The following is a 14516-nucleotide window of genomic DNA, read 5'->3' on the forward strand; positions in this document are numbered from 1 at the left end:
TATTGATTGCTTGTGCCAGCAATTCACTGGCTCAGACAGGTAAAAAAGTAAGAGAAGACGGTGAGCCTGAAGCGGCTACTGGATTTAAGACAAAATCAGCGGTAACGGCCGAAAATTATATGGTGGTGGCTGCTCATCCATATGCTTCATGGGTTGGCAAAAAGATAATTAATGAAGGTGGTAGCGCTATAGATGCGGCGATAGCCATTCAGGCCATGTTGACATTGGTAGAACCGCAATCATCTGGGATAGGCGGTGGTGCTTTTATTTTGTATTGGGATAACGAAAATAAACAACTGCACACCTTTGATGGTCGGGAGACAGCGCCATCTGATGTCAGCCCCATAATGTTTATGCGTGGCAACAAGCCAATTCCCTGGAAAGAAGCCGTAGTGGGAGGCAGCTCTGTTGGTGTCCCCGGCGTTCTGCGAGCACTGGAATTGGCCCACAAGGAGTTTGGTGTTCTGGAATGGCAAAGGCTGTTTTTAGACGCTGCGGCCATTGCTGAAGAAGGGTTCACCGTGACCCCGCGCCTCGAAAAGTTAGTGGGGCTGGATTTGCACCCTGGCCTGCAGGCCTTTACCAATACCAAGCTTTATTTTTATCCCGGTGGCACACCGATAATAGCCGGATACAAACGCAAGAATAAAAAGTTGGCGCGCACCCTTCATGGTATCGCACTTGAAGGTGCTGATTATTTTTATCAGGGAGAACTGGCTGAGCGTATCGCAAAAACTGTGCAAAATTCCTCGATACGTCCGGGGGTTTTAAGCAAAGATGATATTGCTGATTACAAAGCATTAAAGCGCGATGCCATTTGTGGCCATTACAAAAAATATAAGGTTTGTGGCATGGCGCCGCCAGCGTCCGGTGGTATCAGTGTGTTGCAAATGCTCAAGATGTTGGAAGGCTTTAAGCTTGAGCAATACAAGCCAAATAGCCCTGAAGCGATTCACCTGTTTACTCAGGCTTCGAAGCTGGCATTTGCCGACCGCAACATGTATATCGCAGATACTGCTTTCAGTCGTTTACCCTTTGCCGCGTTAATCAACCAAAGCTATTTGCGCAGGCGTGCTGAGCAAATTTCACCAGATAAAAATATTCGTTTTGCCAGGCCCGGGGCAGCCTATTCAGAGGCGTTTCTGCAAACCGATAATTCCTATGATTTACCCAACACCAGTCATATTTCTATCGTAGATAAAAAAGGTAACGCGGTGTCAATGACAACCAGTATTGAATTTGCCTTTGGTTCAGGGCTCATGGTAGAGGGCTTTTTGTTGAACAATCAGCTGACAGATTTTAATTTTATGCCTTCAAAAGGCGCTTATCGCGTGCTTAACAGGGTAGAACCGGGGAAGCGCCCCAGAAGTTCTATGTCACCTACCATGGTGTTTGACGAAAATAACCAACTGGTACTGGTTATCGGTTCACCTGGTGGTAGTCGCATTATAAATTATGTTGCACAAACTGTGGTGGCTATTCTGGATTGGGAGCTGAATGTGCAGGAAGCGATAAACCTGCCGAAATACACCAATCGCAATGATTATACCGCCATTGAAAAAGGAACCGATCTGGAAAAATTGGCGGAAATCCTGAAGTCAAAAGGGCACAGCAAACTTAAAATTATTGATTTGAATAGCGGTTTGCACGGCATTCAGATAAAAGATGGCAAGTTGATTGGCGGAGCAGATCCCCGCCGGGAAGGCATTGCGGTAGGTGGCTAAGCGAGCAATCGCTTAGCGAAACTTATCTGCCAAGATAGCGTCTACAACCCATTTGCCATCTTCTTTGATCATCTTGACCGTGCGCAATTCATCAATGACATTGCCCTGATAGTTGCCAGTAAAGAAGATGGATACATTTTGCTTGGTGGCAAACTCCACTCGACCCACAGAATCTCCCGCATCGATTTCCATGATCACTTCACCATCGTAACGCAGGTTGATCAGGTGGCGAGCCACATTCGTTGAGGTATGGTATGACTTCATCAGCCGCTGCATTCTCGGCGAGGCGTGATTCAGCGCAGTTCTGAAATCGTTCTTGTTGTAGATGCTGTCAAAGAATATCAGGGCTGACATGTCAGCTGTATTGTTAACCTGTTCACCGGAAGGTTTGATCTTTTCGCAGGCCGAGACAAACAACACCAGAAAAGGAATAAGAACCGCTAGTTTTTTCATATACTACTTCAATGTAACTTAGCTTTGTTTAATGGCCCTTAGTCTGATTTTTTTTTCGCAAAAAGTAAAGGGAGGTCAACGCCTCCCTTTCACAATTAAGCACTAATTCATCGAATCGAGTATTACTGCTCTAACTCACTGTCTGAAAATAAGCCGGCAAACAGCGGGCTCGACAGATAGCGCTCTGAAGAGCTGGGCATAATCACAACGATATTTTTACCTGCGTTTTCCGGGCGGGCAGCAATGCGTTGTGCGGCGACAACGGCAGCGCCAGAGGAAATACCGGCCAAAATACCTTCTTCTTTCATCAAACGGTGAGCCATTGCAATGGCGTCATCGTTGCTGACCTGCTCAACTTCGTCAATTAAGTCTAAATCCAGGTTACCTGGGATAAAGCCCGCACCGATACCCTGAATTTTATGTGGTCCCGGGGTCAATTCCTGACCAGCTTTGGCTTGGGTAATGACCGGTGAGTCAGTAGGTTCAACCGCAACACTGGTAATGGCTTTGCCTTTGGTTTGTTTAATATAGCGGCTAACACCCGTGATGGTGCCACCAGTACCTACACCTGCGATAAAGATATCAATATTGCCATCAGTATCTTCCCAGATTTCCGGACCGGTAGTTTTCTCGTGAATTTCCGGGTTAGCCGGATTGTCGAACTGCTGCAACATGACAAATTTATCAGGATTTGAGTCAACAATTTCTTGTGCTTTGGCAACAGCACCTTTCATGCCCTTAGGTGGCTCAGTTAACACTACGTTAGCACCTAAAGCTTTTAACAATTTACGTCGCTCAAGGCTCATACTAGCAGGCATGGTTAAGGTTAATTTGTAACCTCTGGAAGCGGCTACAAACGCCAGTGCGATACCTGTATTACCTGAAGTCGGCTCAACCAGCTCTTTACCTTCGGTTAATACGCCGCGCTTTTCGGCATCCCAAATCATGTTGGCACCGATACGGCATTTAACACTGAAGCTGGGGTTGCGGGATTCCATCTTGGCGTAAACGTTACCTTGCGTAACCCGGTTGAGTTTAACCAGGGGAGTACCACCGATGGATTGGGAATTATCTTCAAAAAACTTCATAATATGTCCTTGAAATGCTGGCATTTATATTCTGATGGTGTCTAGTGACCTAAACACGGTTAAACACTAGATTAGGCCGATTTGCCTAAAATGAAAGTGTATTTTGCTATAACTTATTGTTAAATTTTTTGAAATAAACCGAGATTTCAAGAAATCACTGTTAATTTGGGAGAAATGATGTCCTTTCAGGGTTCTGATAAATACCTGGCTACAAAAGATCTGCAACTGGCGGTTAACGCGGCTATCACCTTGCAAAAGCCGCTTCTGATTAAAGGTGAGCCGGGTACCGGCAAGACCGTATTGGCACAAGAGTTGGCAGATAGTTTAGGCGTTCCCTTGCTGCAGTGGCACATTAAATCCACCACTAAAGCGCAACAGGGATTGTATGAGTATGATGCGGTATCGCGTTTGCGAGACTCGCAACTGGGTGATGATAAAGTTCATGATGTTGCCAATTACATTGTCAAAGGCAAGCTGTGGCAGGCATTTGAGAACGAACAGCGGCCGGTACTATTGATTGATGAAATAGACAAAGCCGATATTGAATTCCCTAACGATCTGTTACTGGAATTGGACCGAATGGAGTTTCATGTTTACGAAACTCAGCAAACTATCAAAGCACAGCAAAGACCGATAGTGATTATCACTTCTAATAATGAGAAAGAGCTGCCTGATGCCTTTTTGCGTCGATGTTTCTTCCATTACATCAGTTTTCCATCAGAAGATGAGATGCGACAAATAGTGCAGCTGCATTACCCGGACCTGAAAAAGAGCTTGCTAAATCGGGCTCTGGAGTCCTTTTTCAATTTGCGGGACATTCCTGGACTCAAGAAAAAACCATCGACTTCTGAATTGCTGGATTGGTTAAAATTATTGGTTGCTGAAGACATTCCTGAAGAAGTACTGCATGAGGCAAACAGCAAAAAAGCCATTCCGCCTTTGTACGGTGCGCTGCTTAAAAACGAACAGGATATCCATTTGTTTGAAAAACTGGCGTTTATGGCGCGTCGCTAATGTTAATCCCATTCTTTTTTAAACTGCGAGATTACCAGGTTCCGGTCTCCCTGAGAGAGTTATTGGATTTGCTCAATGCGCTGGACAAGGACCTGGCTTTCGCTGATTTGGAAGACTTTTATCATCTTGCAAGAGTGTGCTTGGTAAAAGATGAATCTAACTTCGACAAATACGACAGGGCGTTTTCTGATTATTTTAAAGGTATTCAGTCTATCGATTTATTTGGCAAAGAAATCCCCGAGGAGTGGTTACGCAAGGAGTTTAACCGGCTGTTTAGCGAAGAAGAAAAGGCGAAAATCAAAAGTCTGGGGGGCCTTGAAAAGTTGATGGAAACTTTAAAGCAGCGCCTTCAGGAGCAGGAAAAGCGCCATCAGGGCGGCAATAAATGGATAGGTACCGGCGGCACATCGCCTTTTGGCTCTGGTGGTTATAATCCCGAAGGGGTAAGAATAGGGCAGGATGGCAACGGTCAGTTTTCTGCGGCTAAGGTATGGGATAAGCGGGAATTCAAAGATTTAGCCAGTGATGTGGAGCTGGGTACCCGCAATGTCAAAGTGGCCTTGCGTAAACTGCGCCAATTTGCTCGTACCGGCGCCAGAGATGAGCTGGATCTGGCGGGAACCATTGGCGCGACTGCAAAAAATGCCGGGTATCTGGATATTAAAATGATGCCAGAGCGACACAATGCCATTAAAGTCCTGTTGTTTTTTGATGTGGGCGGTTCCATGGATGCTCATATCCAGGCTTGCGAAGAGTTATTTTCAGCCGCACACGCTGAATTCAAACACCTGGAATTTTTCTATTTTCATAATTGTATTTATGAAGGGGTCTGGAAAGACAACAGCCGTCGTCGCAAAGAAACCATTTCTGTTTGGGATATCATTCATAAATACAGTGGCGAATATAAGGTGATCTTTGTTGGTGATGCCACCATGGGGCCTTATGAAATTACCTATCCGGGTGGCAGTGTGGAACACTGGAACGAAGAAGCCGGAGCGGTTTGGATGAATCGCTTGCTGCAACATTTTAAACACGCCATTTGGCTGAATCCTCAGCCTGAACAGTACTGGTCTTACTATGCATCAGTAAAAATCATGCATGAGATTATGGAGCAGCGAATGTATCCGCTAACGCTGTCAGGCATAACAAATGGTATTAAGGAATTACTGTAAATGAGCTCGCCTGCGCCTGACAATCAAGAGCAACCAATTAAGTCAATGCTTGAGTCAGGTGAAAGAGCAAATGTGCCCCTAATAAGGGACAACAAGAATTTCGTTACGCCTTATGCTTTTGCGGTCAGTCCGGAAATTTATGGCAAGCCATTGGCGGGGCCGGGTAAGCGAGGGCTGGCTATGCTTGTCGACCTGGCTCTGATACTGCTTCTGACCCATCTCAGTGATTTTATGCTGTTCGGGTTTATCGGATGGACACTCCTCGCTGCTGGGCGACAGCTCAACAAGAGGCAGGGCTACCGGGTTACCCGAGCAGTTCTCAAGGTAACTGGTGGCCTTTGCGCATTTATCTTTATCGTCGGCTTATGGGAGGCTATCTTCGACGATAGCTCTGCTAACGGCCCTGAGTATGGAGCAACTCAAGTTATTGATGAAGACGTAAGTAACCCTGCGACATTGCAGGTACCAGAATTACTGGAACTGGAAGAGGTACCTGAGCTGAGCAGTGCTGAGGTTCCGAATTTGTGGCAACAAATTAGTGATGCATTGCCGTCTTTTGGTATTAATTTTGGCTGGGCTGCGTTTTACTTTAGTGTCTTTACCGGATGGTTTTCTGGCCAGACTATTGGTAAAAAACTTTGTGGCATCAAGGTGATAAAGCTGGATGGCTCGGATCTGAACCTGTGGGATGCATTTGGCCGCTACGGTGGATATACCGCAGGCTTTGCCACTGGACTTATGGGCTTTATTCAGGTGTATTGGGATCCTAATCGCCAGGCAATTCAGGATAAAATCTCCGGAACACTGGTGGTGGTCAAAGATGCGCCGAAAGTATGTATTGAAACCGAATTACCCTAAAAGAGGCAGAGTGTGCATAAAACCGTATTGATAACAGGAGCTGGCAGGGGAATTGGTGCCGCAACAGCAAAAAAGCTCGCAAGTCAGGGCTATGCCGTTTGTGTTAATTATCGTCGCGATGCTAAGAGTGCTGACAAAGTTGTAAAGGATATTGTGGTCTCTGGCGGCAGAGCCATTGCTGTTCAGGCGGATGTGTCCCTTGAATCAGACGTTCAGCGTTTGTTCCAACAGGCCAATGCTGAGCTGGGAGCAGTTAGTTACCTGGTGAACAATGCAGGTATGCTACAAACTCAAATGCCGTTAGAGGAAATGAGTTTGGCTCGTTTTCAGGCAACGATGAATACTAGAGCGTGTTGACCTTTGCTGTACGAAATTTGTTCTAAATATAAGCGCTTTAATCGCGGAACAGTCCTACAGGCCTAGTGGTTCTAAGTCAAAGGACTGTGACAAAGAGTAAAGCGCTTATATGACGAACCCTTCGGGCAGCGCCTGTGTGCAATTTATACCGCGTTAAATGCTTTTGATTTGGAACCACCAGACCTTCAAGCATTCGCCTTGTCTAAATTGCACACAGACTGCTGCAAAATTGTACCGCAAAGATCAACACGCTCTAATGTATCAAGTTGTTTTTTGTGTTGTAAGGCCTTTATCAAACAGGCTGAAGGTGCAGGAGCCATTGTTAATGTAACTTCGGTTGCAGCGCGTACTGGCGCACCTTTTGAGTATGTTGATTACGCGGCATCAAAAGCCGCGATGGACGCCATAACTAAAGGCTTGTCCATTGAGCTTGCCAGCAGGAATATCAGGGTTAACAGTGTCAGGCCAGCTTTTATTTTCACTGACATGCATGCCGATGGCGGTGAACCCAATCGCGTTGAGCGCTTGATCCCTCAAATTCCTTTACAGCGAGGAGGGACTCCCGAAGAGGTGGCTAATGCTATTGCCTGGTTATTGTCAGATGAAGCTGCCTATATTACCGGTACGTTTCTGGATTTAGCTGGCGGAAAATAACAGGCTAACAGGCTAACAGGTTTTGATAAAGCGCTGATGAATCTCTTCCAGGTTTTCCAGGATGGTGCTTTTGCCCAGAATATCCAGTTTGCTGATAACTTCAGCTAAGGCGTCACAGGTCAGCGTATTTGTGAATTTTTCACTTTGCTCCCGATGGCTGATATGCCAGGGTTCGTAGGCGATACCACCATCATCTGTTGCGTAAGGGCAGTAAAAGCCCATCGCTTCGAGATTATCATTCATCCAGCGTTTAAGCTGACCACATGGCCCACCTGGCAGATACTCTTCTGGTACCAGTTGCAGTTTTTGTCCAGATTCTGCAACTTTAGGGGCGTCGTAGACATCAATGTCGGTTCCCCAATGATGGCGACTAGCGCCCGGTAGCGCAGACCAAATTAAGATAGTGTCTAATTTTTGTTTATCCGACAATAAACTGGCATCGCAGGGTGTCCCTGCGCGGGTTAGAAGCGGTCGTTTCCCCGACCACTTTTCATTCCAGATCAGCAATTGTCGTTCGATTGGACGATAACTACTGGCGATATCCAGGCTGACACCAGCGTTGCTGGCTGCCTGACGCAATTTCAGGAAATCACTTAATATCGCTTCATGTAGCAGGTGCTGTTCCTCAAATCGCACCAGAGGTAGGTTTTGCAACGCTTCCATTCCGAATTATTCCACTAATAATTCCACCAGGATGCCTTCATACATCAACGCCAACTGCTCCAAATCAGACATGCTGACACACTCATTGACTTTGTGGATGGTGGCATTGACCGGGCCTAACTCGATAACCTGCGCGCCTGTGGGAGCGATAAACCGGCCATCTGAAGTACCACCCGCAGTCGATAGTTGTGTTTCGCTGCCGGTTACCGAGACGATCGTTTTTTGTGTGGCCGCCACTAATTCACCAGCCGCAGTTAAAAATGGCTGTCCGTTAAAGGTCCACTTGATGTCGTAATCCAGTTGATGTTTGTCCAATATCTCTCTGGTACGGGCGATAAGCAGTTGGTCTGTGACTTCGGTAGAAAAACGAAAATTAAAACATACATCCAGATGCCCCGGAATGACATTGCCTGCCCCCGTGCCACCGTGGATATTGGAAATCTGGAAACTGGTAGGTGGAAAGAATGCGTTTCCTTCGTCCCAAATGGTACTACTCAATTCAGCTAGTGCCGGGGCTGCCAGATGCACAGGGTTTTTGGCCAGGTGAGGATAGGCCACGTGACCCTGAACGCCTTTGACTATCAGATCACCCGTGAGCGAGCCTCGTCGGCCATTTTTTACAATGTCACCCACTTTTTCCGTGCTGGAAGGCTCTCCCACCAGACACCAGGTAATCTTTTCATCGCGGGCTTCCAGGGTATCAATCACTTTTGTGGTGCCATTGATAAAGGGGCCTTCTTCATCACTGGTAATTAAAAACGCAATAGAGCCTTTGTGGTTCGGATGTTTCTTCACGAAGCGCTCAGTGGCAACTACCATGGCTGCAAGGCTGCCTTTCATATCGGCTGCGCCGCGACCGTACAATAAATCAGCCTCTTCGGTGGCTGTGAATGGTGGGTATTTCCAGTTTTCCTCTGGTCCGGAAGGAACCACATCGGTATGGCCTGCGAAGCAAAAAACCGGACCATCATTACCTTTTCGGGCCCACATGTTGGTGGTGTCGTGAAAAACCATGGTTTCGATATCAAAGCCTAGCACTGACAATCGTTCGGCCATGAGTTTTTGACAATCGGCATCTTCCGGAGTTACAGAACGGCGATTGATCAGGTCTTTGGTTAATTCAATGACAGCTGACATCAGGCAAAAACCTCATCCAGTTGCTTCTCCGAGAAACCTAAAATGAACTCTCCCTGATGTTCGATAATAGGGCGTTTAATCATGGCTGGTTGCTCCGCTAACACTTCTGCCACGGTATCCCGGGAAATGGCAGCCTTAGCCTCATCACTGAGCTGTCGATAGGTTGTGCCACGTTTGTTGAGTACTTTTTCCCAGTCTAATTGTGCCATTACACTTTCAAGCCACTGAGTGTCTATGCCATCAGTGCGGTAATCGTGAAAGTTGAAGTCTATCTGTTTCGCTTCCAGATATTTTTTGGTTTTTTTGATGGTGTCGCAATTTTTAATACCAAATACTGTAGTCATTTTTGATCCTGTGAGTGTCAGGTAAAATTAAATGTATAGATCGAGTAAAACGTCTTCATTGGCCCTGACCTGACGGTAATGGGGCCGAACGCCGGTTAATCTGTTGCTGTTTAAAATGGTAATGGCGGCTAATGAAGATTTGAGGTTGTCTTTCATTTTGCGCAGATTGAAATCTAACAATGCTTCACCACCGTGCAGCTTTTGTCCCGGTGCGGCATAAAGTCGGAAACCATTGCCCATCATGTTCTCAGTTTGCAATCCTAATTGAATTTGCATTCTGATGCCTTGAGCCGACTTTATTCGTATTTGCTCAGCGGTAGGATGAAGTTGCTCCACAATACAATCAAAGGGAGCAAGGACCTGATAGCCACTTAATTCAATCGTCACCCCTTCACCAAACAACCGTTGCGTGTAAAGCAGTGAAGGGAAGTTGTCTAAGGCGCCGACCTTGCCATTTACCGGGGAGTTGATGGCAATGCGTTTTTTATATTCTATGTCATCCTCAGAGTTTATTAATCTACCTAAAAAGGGGTTCATAGAATAACTTTATAGCCGTCCTTTTCTAATGCCTCTGCCGCGTTGTGCAGATCTCTTTCTTTTACCAGGAAATAATCGGTTTCGAAAGTGGAAACGACAAAAATACTGATGCGCGCTTTGGCCAGTACATTACCAATTTGTGCCATGATGCCCACCATGGATAATTCCAGTGGACCTAAAACTTCCAAAGCTCGCCAGTCACCATCTGATTCTTCCGAGTCAACGGAAACGGTTTCTGGTACCACAATAGAAAGCTCATCATTGGTTTTGCCAATAAAGAAAACCGAGGCGTTAAACACCTGTCTTGGTACTTCAGCATCAGCAGCAAGGCTATGTACGATGAATGTTTGTGGTAGAGTGGCTAATGTTTGTTTTGGCATAACATGTCCTTTGCGAATCTATCAGAATTGTGCGCAACCTTGCTCCAGAGTTCAAGTAAAGTTTCAGTTGTGCATAACTTGAGCAATCTTGCTTAGTTATTCACAAAGTCTGTGGGTAACTTTGGGGGTAATCACTGTTTAACTTATTAAGTTGTTGATTTGTAATGGTTTTGTTTGTTGCTGTGATTTTAAACAATCCACAGGGGGCTTGTTTTTTTAGTAAACAATGTGCTTGTTTTTTGATTGGTGGGATATGAGTTTGGAAAAAAAATTAGGAAATTTGTTGTAATGAATCGCGTCTTAAATGTATTTGCCGGACCCAGAGCACTGCAGTTGTTAAAAGTGTATGGTTTCAGACCTGAATTGTTTCATACCGTTTTAGGCGCATCGGGTGGACCTAAATGGTTTGTTTTGGCTGGTATTGATCGGATATTGGTTAGCGAGTTCTTTGCAGGGCGTGAAACGCCATTAAATATGGTGGGCTCTTCTGCAGGGGCATTTCGCTTTGCCTGCTTGACTCAACCAGACCCGGTCGCTGCTATTAATCGTCTGGCCAAAGACTATTCTGAAACTGTGTACAGTGATAAACCCGATATCCATGAGATCTCCGATAAAGCCGTAAGTTTATTGCAGCGCATGTTACCTGCACAAAATCGCGATTTTGTGGCCAGTAACCCCGTGTTCGTCCCTCATTTCATCGCGGCCCGGTGTCGTGGTGTACTGGCCCCTGAAAGTAAGGTGATTCAGTACCCCGGATTGTTGTTAAGTGCGCTGGCCAATGGTATCAGTCGTCGCCAGTTAGGCCGTTTCTATGAGCGATTTGTTTTTTCTGGTACGCAACAAGCATTGCAATTCAAAGACCCTGCAAAATTGAAAAGTAAGCAGGTCAATCTCAGTGAAAACAATGTCATCGATGCCTTGCTGGCTTCGGGCGCTATTCCGGGGATTTTAAGAGGCATCCCCAATATTGAAGGTGCTGGAAAAGGCATGTACCGCGACGGTGGCGTTACCGATTATCATTTTGATTTGCGGTTTGAAGGAAACCCACAAAACAGCGATAAAGTGGACCATGATTTAGTGCTGTTTCCGCATTTTTATTCAGTGCCGAAACCTGGTTGGTTTGACAAGTCTTTGCCCTGGCGTCATCCTCATAAATCCAGTTACGACAACGTCGTCATGGTGGTGCCTTCGCCAGAGTTTGTCGCTTCTTTGCCGTTTGGCAAGATCCCAGACCGTCACGATTTCACTAAAATCCCGGTGGCTGAACGCCTGGCATATTGGAAAACTGTGTTGTCTGAAACGGATCGTCTGGGGGAGGCGTTTCTTAAACTGCGCGATTCCGAGTATCTGAACGTAGCCCTTCAGCCCTTGCCTTTTAAAACTATTTAGAAAATAGAGCGCCCCAAAGCACTGGTAAATAACGCCAGTGCTTCACTTCCCGCTAAAGAATTACCATAGCTGTTAAGTTCTGGTGACCAGACGCAGACACTGCATTCGCCAGGAATAACCGCCACAATGCCACCACCGACACCGCTTTTACCGGGTAAGCCAACTCTGTAGGCGAAATCACCAGCCTGATCATACAGACCACATACCGCCAATAGGGCGTTTAGCTGTTTACTTTGACGATGGGTAACCACTTGTCTCTGGGTGATTGCGGATTTTCCCTGGTTGGCCAAAAAAGAAAAGGCTTTAGCCAGTTCAATGCAAGACATTTCCACAGCGCAGGCATGAAAATAGATATCCAATACTTTTTGCACATCATTATCAAAGTTATTAAATGATTTCATTAGATGCGCCATGGCGGCGTTGCGGTCGCTGAATTGTTTTTCTGAACGGGCCACGATTTTGTTGGAAGTAATACCAGTGTTTCCACACAAGTCCCAAAGCAGTTCCTTCAGACGTTGTTTAGGTGCCGACAGTCGCGTTGCTAACAGATCACAAACCTTTATCGCACCGGCATTAATAAAAGGGTTGCGGGGAATGCCTTGTTCTAGCTCCAACTGGATTAGTGAGTTAAAAGCGTGTCCGGATGGCTCTCGGCCGACTTTTTGCCAGAGACTCTCACCATAAAGATTAAACGCCATGGTCAGGCTCAATACTTTGGAAATACTTTGAATAGAGAAGCGTTCTTTGGCATCGCCAGCTGAATAGACTTTGCCATTAATATCACAAATCGCTATGCCCAGCTTTTGGCCACTGATTTTTGCCAATGCCGGAATGTAATCTGCCACTTTTCCCTGGCCGAGTAGGGGCTTTACTTCATCTAAAATGCCCTGAAGATCCACCTCATGGCAATCGGAACACTGGCTCATATTGTAAATGCTTACGATTGTTCAAAAGAAGGCGTGTTATAAACGGGCGGGGGGCCAGTTGCAAGCAGAACTGCTTAGATATTCGCGCTATTTTTTCTGATTCTGTTTAAAAACTCAGCTTTCAAACACTAAAATTAAATTATTGCTTGCACGCTGATAATCCTGGCGATAATATACGCGCCGCTTCGAGAGACAGCACCTCATGTGTTTAACCTCTCAATTCAGTGCGTCCGTAGCTCAGTTGGTTAGAGCACCACCTTGACATGGTGGGGGTCGGTAGTTCGAGTCTACTCGGACGCACCATTTTTTATATTCGTCAAAAAATATCTGTTCCGATGTGATTTAGCAATTTTAGGTATTATTGATTTATTGATACCTGGCCGCAACTGCATTCACTGGCGTTTATCACATCCAGCAAAGCTTTATGTAATCTTTCCAGTGACCCGGTTAGATTTTCCAGATCTTCAGTTGCTGTTAGTATTTTCTCAATCTCTACCTCGTTTTCTAATAAATTAATGATTTTTGGCAGACGTTGATTTTCGTCTAATTTTGCGTATGTTCCCATAACCGCCTCCGCCGCTTTTAGCAGGGTAAAAATCTCAGTCATGAACTGAGTGTGTTGTACTCCATGAGTAAGGTAATCAGCAATTTTTTCGTCGTTCTTTTTGCATCGCTCACTTTCTGCACTATTCTGTAAAACATCAACACAATATCTCATGTAATCTTGAATTGAGTTGTCTTGATTCAACAGTGATACACGGGTGGCAATACTTTTAATGTTTTTACTGCTTGTGCTGTATTGTTTTAGTAATTTTCGAGCTTTCACTCTGGTGGCAAAACTTATAGTTGGCGCATTGGTCGATTCAGATATTTGATTATTTTCGTCGGAATCTTTTACAGGTTCCGGATGACTTAAATGAATTTGTTGCAATCGAGCCTTGCCCTTAACAGTGAGGGTGTTGGCAATAATAGACTCTGGTAAAACCTGAAGAGGGGTATCATCTAGCATTGTCACTCTGCCTTGTTCAGTCACCGAAAACGTTACCTTGAACAGTTGCCTGGCATAAAGCATAAAAGCGGATACTTTCCAGCTTCCAGTGTTTGTTCTGTTGGCATTGATTGACGTGATGTCATACTTTCGATAAAGGTCATCAGACATTTCCATTCGGGAATCTGGATCTAAAACATAAAAAATGCTTTTGTCACTGCCATGTAAAGAACCGTAGAACTTTACATAGTTAATGACATCAACTGAATTGTTAAGAGACAGTCTATAATCTTTGTTGATTAATGGTAATACATCGGAAATATTTTCACCCAATTGATAAAAGCGCTCATTTGTCATGTTTCTTAAAAACAAATAGCGCTGATTGGGCGTTGTGTTTTCGTGTATTGAATACAAAACAGCATTTTTTTCTTGTTTTGTGTAGAACGGAACTTCAATCACTTTCACTTGTAGCGATGACGCTTTTTCTATTGTAGCGATGCGTTTGCTATAAATATCAATTGCCCAGGATTTTTGCTCTGGATCCGCATTTTTCCAATCTCCCTCTATTGGAGGATTAATTGGCAGTCTGATTTGTTCAATGGCGTAAGAAGAGAAACATATGACACATATCAAGAGCATTAAATATCTTGCGCTAATAGACCCGGATTTGTTTTTTCCACTTTTTGTCATCTGAGAAATCACTCTTTATCGTTTTAGCTAAATCTATCACAAGCTTTTGTATTCTATGTGAAATTTTTACGAATATTGTAATAGTTTGCGCTTTTCAAAGGACGGGCCCATAGCAACTAATATCAGAGTAGTATTGAAATGT

Annotated in this window: 15 protein-coding genes, 1 tRNA gene and 1 pseudogene; 8 read left to right on the forward strand and 9 right to left on the reverse strand. The window is 45.1% G+C overall.

All coding sequences use genetic code 11. From position 1 onward, the window contains the following. Positions 1-2: 2 nt before the first annotated feature. Entirely contained in the window at positions 3-1724 is a 1722-nt protein-coding gene (gene ggt / locus ACXAD8_RS01740) for a gamma-glutamyltransferase (protein ID WP_475232850.1), read from the forward strand. 12 nt (positions 1725-1736) lie between these two features. On the opposite strand, the gene ACXAD8_RS01745 is transcribed toward ggt, so the two are convergent. Both ACXAD8_RS01745 and cysK read right to left on the reverse strand, forming a co-directional pair. Then, positions 1737-2177 (reverse strand): hypothetical protein, encoded by a 441-nt coding sequence (locus ACXAD8_RS01745; protein ID WP_475224274.1) that lies wholly within the window; start codon positions 2175-2177, stop codon positions 1737-1739. Between the two features lie 122 nt (positions 2178-2299). Continuing rightward, entirely contained in the window at positions 2300-3265 is a 966-nt protein-coding gene (gene cysK, locus ACXAD8_RS01750; RefSeq protein ID WP_475224275.1) for a cysteine synthase A, read from the reverse strand. A gap of 177 nt (positions 3266-3442) precedes the next feature. Between cysK and ACXAD8_RS01755 the strand changes: the two genes are divergently transcribed. From ACXAD8_RS01755 to ACXAD8_RS01775, 5 genes and pseudogenes are all read left to right on the forward strand, one after another. Continuing rightward, entirely contained in the window at positions 3443-4279 is an 837-nt protein-coding gene (locus ACXAD8_RS01755; protein WP_475232852.1) for an AAA family ATPase, read from the forward strand. After that, positions 4279-5451: a vWA domain-containing protein gene (locus ACXAD8_RS01760; protein ID WP_475224277.1), complete on the forward strand. Its 1173-nt coding sequence runs from the start codon at positions 4279-4281 to the stop codon at positions 5449-5451. Before ACXAD8_RS01755 ends, ACXAD8_RS01760 begins: the two co-directional genes overlap by 1 nt. Then, a complete protein-coding gene (locus tag ACXAD8_RS01765; protein WP_475224279.1) occupies positions 5452-6309 on the forward strand; it encodes an RDD family protein in 858 nt (285 codons plus the stop codon). It begins immediately after the preceding gene. Positions 6310-6321: 12 nt separating this feature from the next. Then, positions 6322-6666: an SDR family NAD(P)-dependent oxidoreductase gene (locus tag ACXAD8_RS01770; RefSeq protein ID WP_475224280.1), complete on the forward strand. Its 345-nt coding sequence runs from the start codon at positions 6322-6324 to the stop codon at positions 6664-6666. Positions 6667-6918: 252 nt separating this feature from the next. Beyond that, positions 6919-7320: pseudogene (locus tag ACXAD8_RS01775) on the forward strand (SDR family oxidoreductase); the annotation flags it as partial. A 12-nt stretch (positions 7321-7332) separates the two neighbouring features. Here ACXAD8_RS01775 and ACXAD8_RS01780 read toward each other — a convergent pair. The 5 genes from ACXAD8_RS01780 to ACXAD8_RS01800 are packed head-to-tail and all read right to left on the reverse strand — an operon-like array spanning position 7333 to position 10381. Continuing rightward, entirely contained in the window at positions 7333-7983 is a 651-nt protein-coding gene (locus ACXAD8_RS01780; RefSeq protein WP_475224281.1) for a M15 family metallopeptidase, read from the reverse strand. 6 nt (positions 7984-7989) lie between these two features. Further along, on the reverse strand, positions 7990-9120 hold the full coding sequence (gene dapE, locus ACXAD8_RS01785) for a succinyl-diaminopimelate desuccinylase (RefSeq protein ID WP_475224283.1): 1131 nt from the start codon (positions 9118-9120) through the stop codon (positions 7990-7992). Next, positions 9120-9464: an ArsC family reductase gene (locus tag ACXAD8_RS01790; protein WP_475224284.1), complete on the reverse strand. Its 345-nt coding sequence runs from the start codon at positions 9462-9464 to the stop codon at positions 9120-9122. The genes dapE and ACXAD8_RS01790 overlap by 1 nt, the downstream gene beginning before the upstream one ends. Before the next feature lie 27 nt (positions 9465-9491). Continuing rightward, the gene (locus ACXAD8_RS01795) at positions 9492-10001 is read right to left on the reverse strand and encodes a PTS sugar transporter subunit IIA (protein ID WP_475224285.1); all 510 of its coding nucleotides are present in this window, start codon (positions 9999-10001) and stop codon (positions 9492-9494) included. Continuing rightward, positions 9998-10381, reverse strand: coding sequence for an ACT domain-containing protein (locus ACXAD8_RS01800; protein ID WP_475224287.1), 384 nt, complete (start codon positions 10379-10381; stop codon positions 9998-10000). Before ACXAD8_RS01800 ends, ACXAD8_RS01795 begins: the two co-directional genes overlap by 4 nt. Positions 10382-10669: 288 nt before the next feature. Here ACXAD8_RS01800 and ACXAD8_RS01805 point away from each other — a divergent pair, with 288 nt between their 5' ends. Further along, positions 10670-11770 (forward strand): patatin-like phospholipase family protein, encoded by a 1101-nt coding sequence (locus ACXAD8_RS01805; protein WP_475224288.1) that lies wholly within the window; start codon positions 10670-10672, stop codon positions 11768-11770. Here ACXAD8_RS01805 and glsB read toward each other — a convergent pair. Next, positions 11767-12696 (reverse strand): glutaminase B, encoded by a 930-nt coding sequence (gene glsB / locus ACXAD8_RS01810; RefSeq protein ID WP_475224290.1) that lies wholly within the window; start codon positions 12694-12696, stop codon positions 11767-11769. The two genes, ACXAD8_RS01805 and glsB, sit on opposite strands and share 4 nt — an antisense overlap. A 226-nt stretch (positions 12697-12922) precedes the next feature. On the opposite strand from glsB, the gene ACXAD8_RS01815 reads away from it, so the two are divergent. Beyond that, positions 12923-12999 (forward strand) — tRNA-Val (locus tag ACXAD8_RS01815). Between the two features lie 55 nt (positions 13000-13054). Here the strand turns inward: ACXAD8_RS01815 and ACXAD8_RS01820 are convergent. Further along, complete coding sequence (locus ACXAD8_RS01820) at positions 13055-14374, reverse strand: hypothetical protein (protein ID WP_475224292.1); 1320 nt, start codon at positions 14372-14374, stop codon at positions 13055-13057. Between the last annotated feature and the right edge of the window lie 142 nt (positions 14375-14516).

This window comes from Planctobacterium sp. AWH2_060 (assembly GCF_056158425.1).

Bases quoted from the DNA above. Each gene is read 5' to 3' on its own strand.
- ACXAD8_RS01745 (WP_475224274.1), bottom strand. From the start codon at position 2,177: ATGAAAAAACTAGCGGTTCTTATTCCTTTTCTGGTGTTGTTTGTCTCG.
- cysK (WP_475224275.1), bottom strand. From the start codon at position 3,265: ATGAAGTTTTTTGAAGATAATTCCCAATCCATCGGTGGTACTCCCCTG.
- ACXAD8_RS01755 (WP_475232852.1), top strand. From the start codon at position 3,443: ATGTCCTTTCAGGGTTCTGATAAATACCTGGCTACAAAAGATCTGCAA.
- ACXAD8_RS01760 (WP_475224277.1), top strand. From the start codon at position 4,279: ATGTTAATCCCATTCTTTTTTAAACTGCGAGATTACCAGGTTCCGGTC.
- ACXAD8_RS01765 (WP_475224279.1), top strand. From the start codon at position 5,452: ATGAGCTCGCCTGCGCCTGACAATCAAGAGCAACCAATTAAGTCAATG.
- ACXAD8_RS01780 (WP_475224281.1), bottom strand. From the start codon at position 7,983: ATGGAAGCGTTGCAAAACCTACCTCTGGTGCGATTTGAGGAACAGCAC.
- dapE (WP_475224283.1), bottom strand. From the start codon at position 9,120: ATGTCAGCTGTCATTGAATTAACCAAAGACCTGATCAATCGCCGTTCT.
- ACXAD8_RS01790 (WP_475224284.1), bottom strand. From the start codon at position 9,464: ATGACTACAGTATTTGGTATTAAAAATTGCGACACCATCAAAAAAACC.
- ACXAD8_RS01795 (WP_475224285.1), bottom strand. From the start codon at position 10,001: ATGAACCCCTTTTTAGGTAGATTAATAAACTCTGAGGATGACATAGAA.
- ACXAD8_RS01800 (WP_475224287.1), bottom strand. From the start codon at position 10,381: ATGCCAAAACAAACATTAGCCACTCTACCACAAACATTCATCGTACAT.
- ACXAD8_RS01805 (WP_475224288.1), top strand. From the start codon at position 10,670: ATGAATCGCGTCTTAAATGTATTTGCCGGACCCAGAGCACTGCAGTTG.
- glsB (WP_475224290.1), bottom strand. From the start codon at position 12,696: ATGAGCCAGTGTTCCGATTGCCATGAGGTGGATCTTCAGGGCATTTTA.
- ACXAD8_RS01820 (WP_475224292.1), bottom strand. From the start codon at position 14,374: ATGACAAAAAGTGGAAAAAACAAATCCGGGTCTATTAGCGCAAGATAT.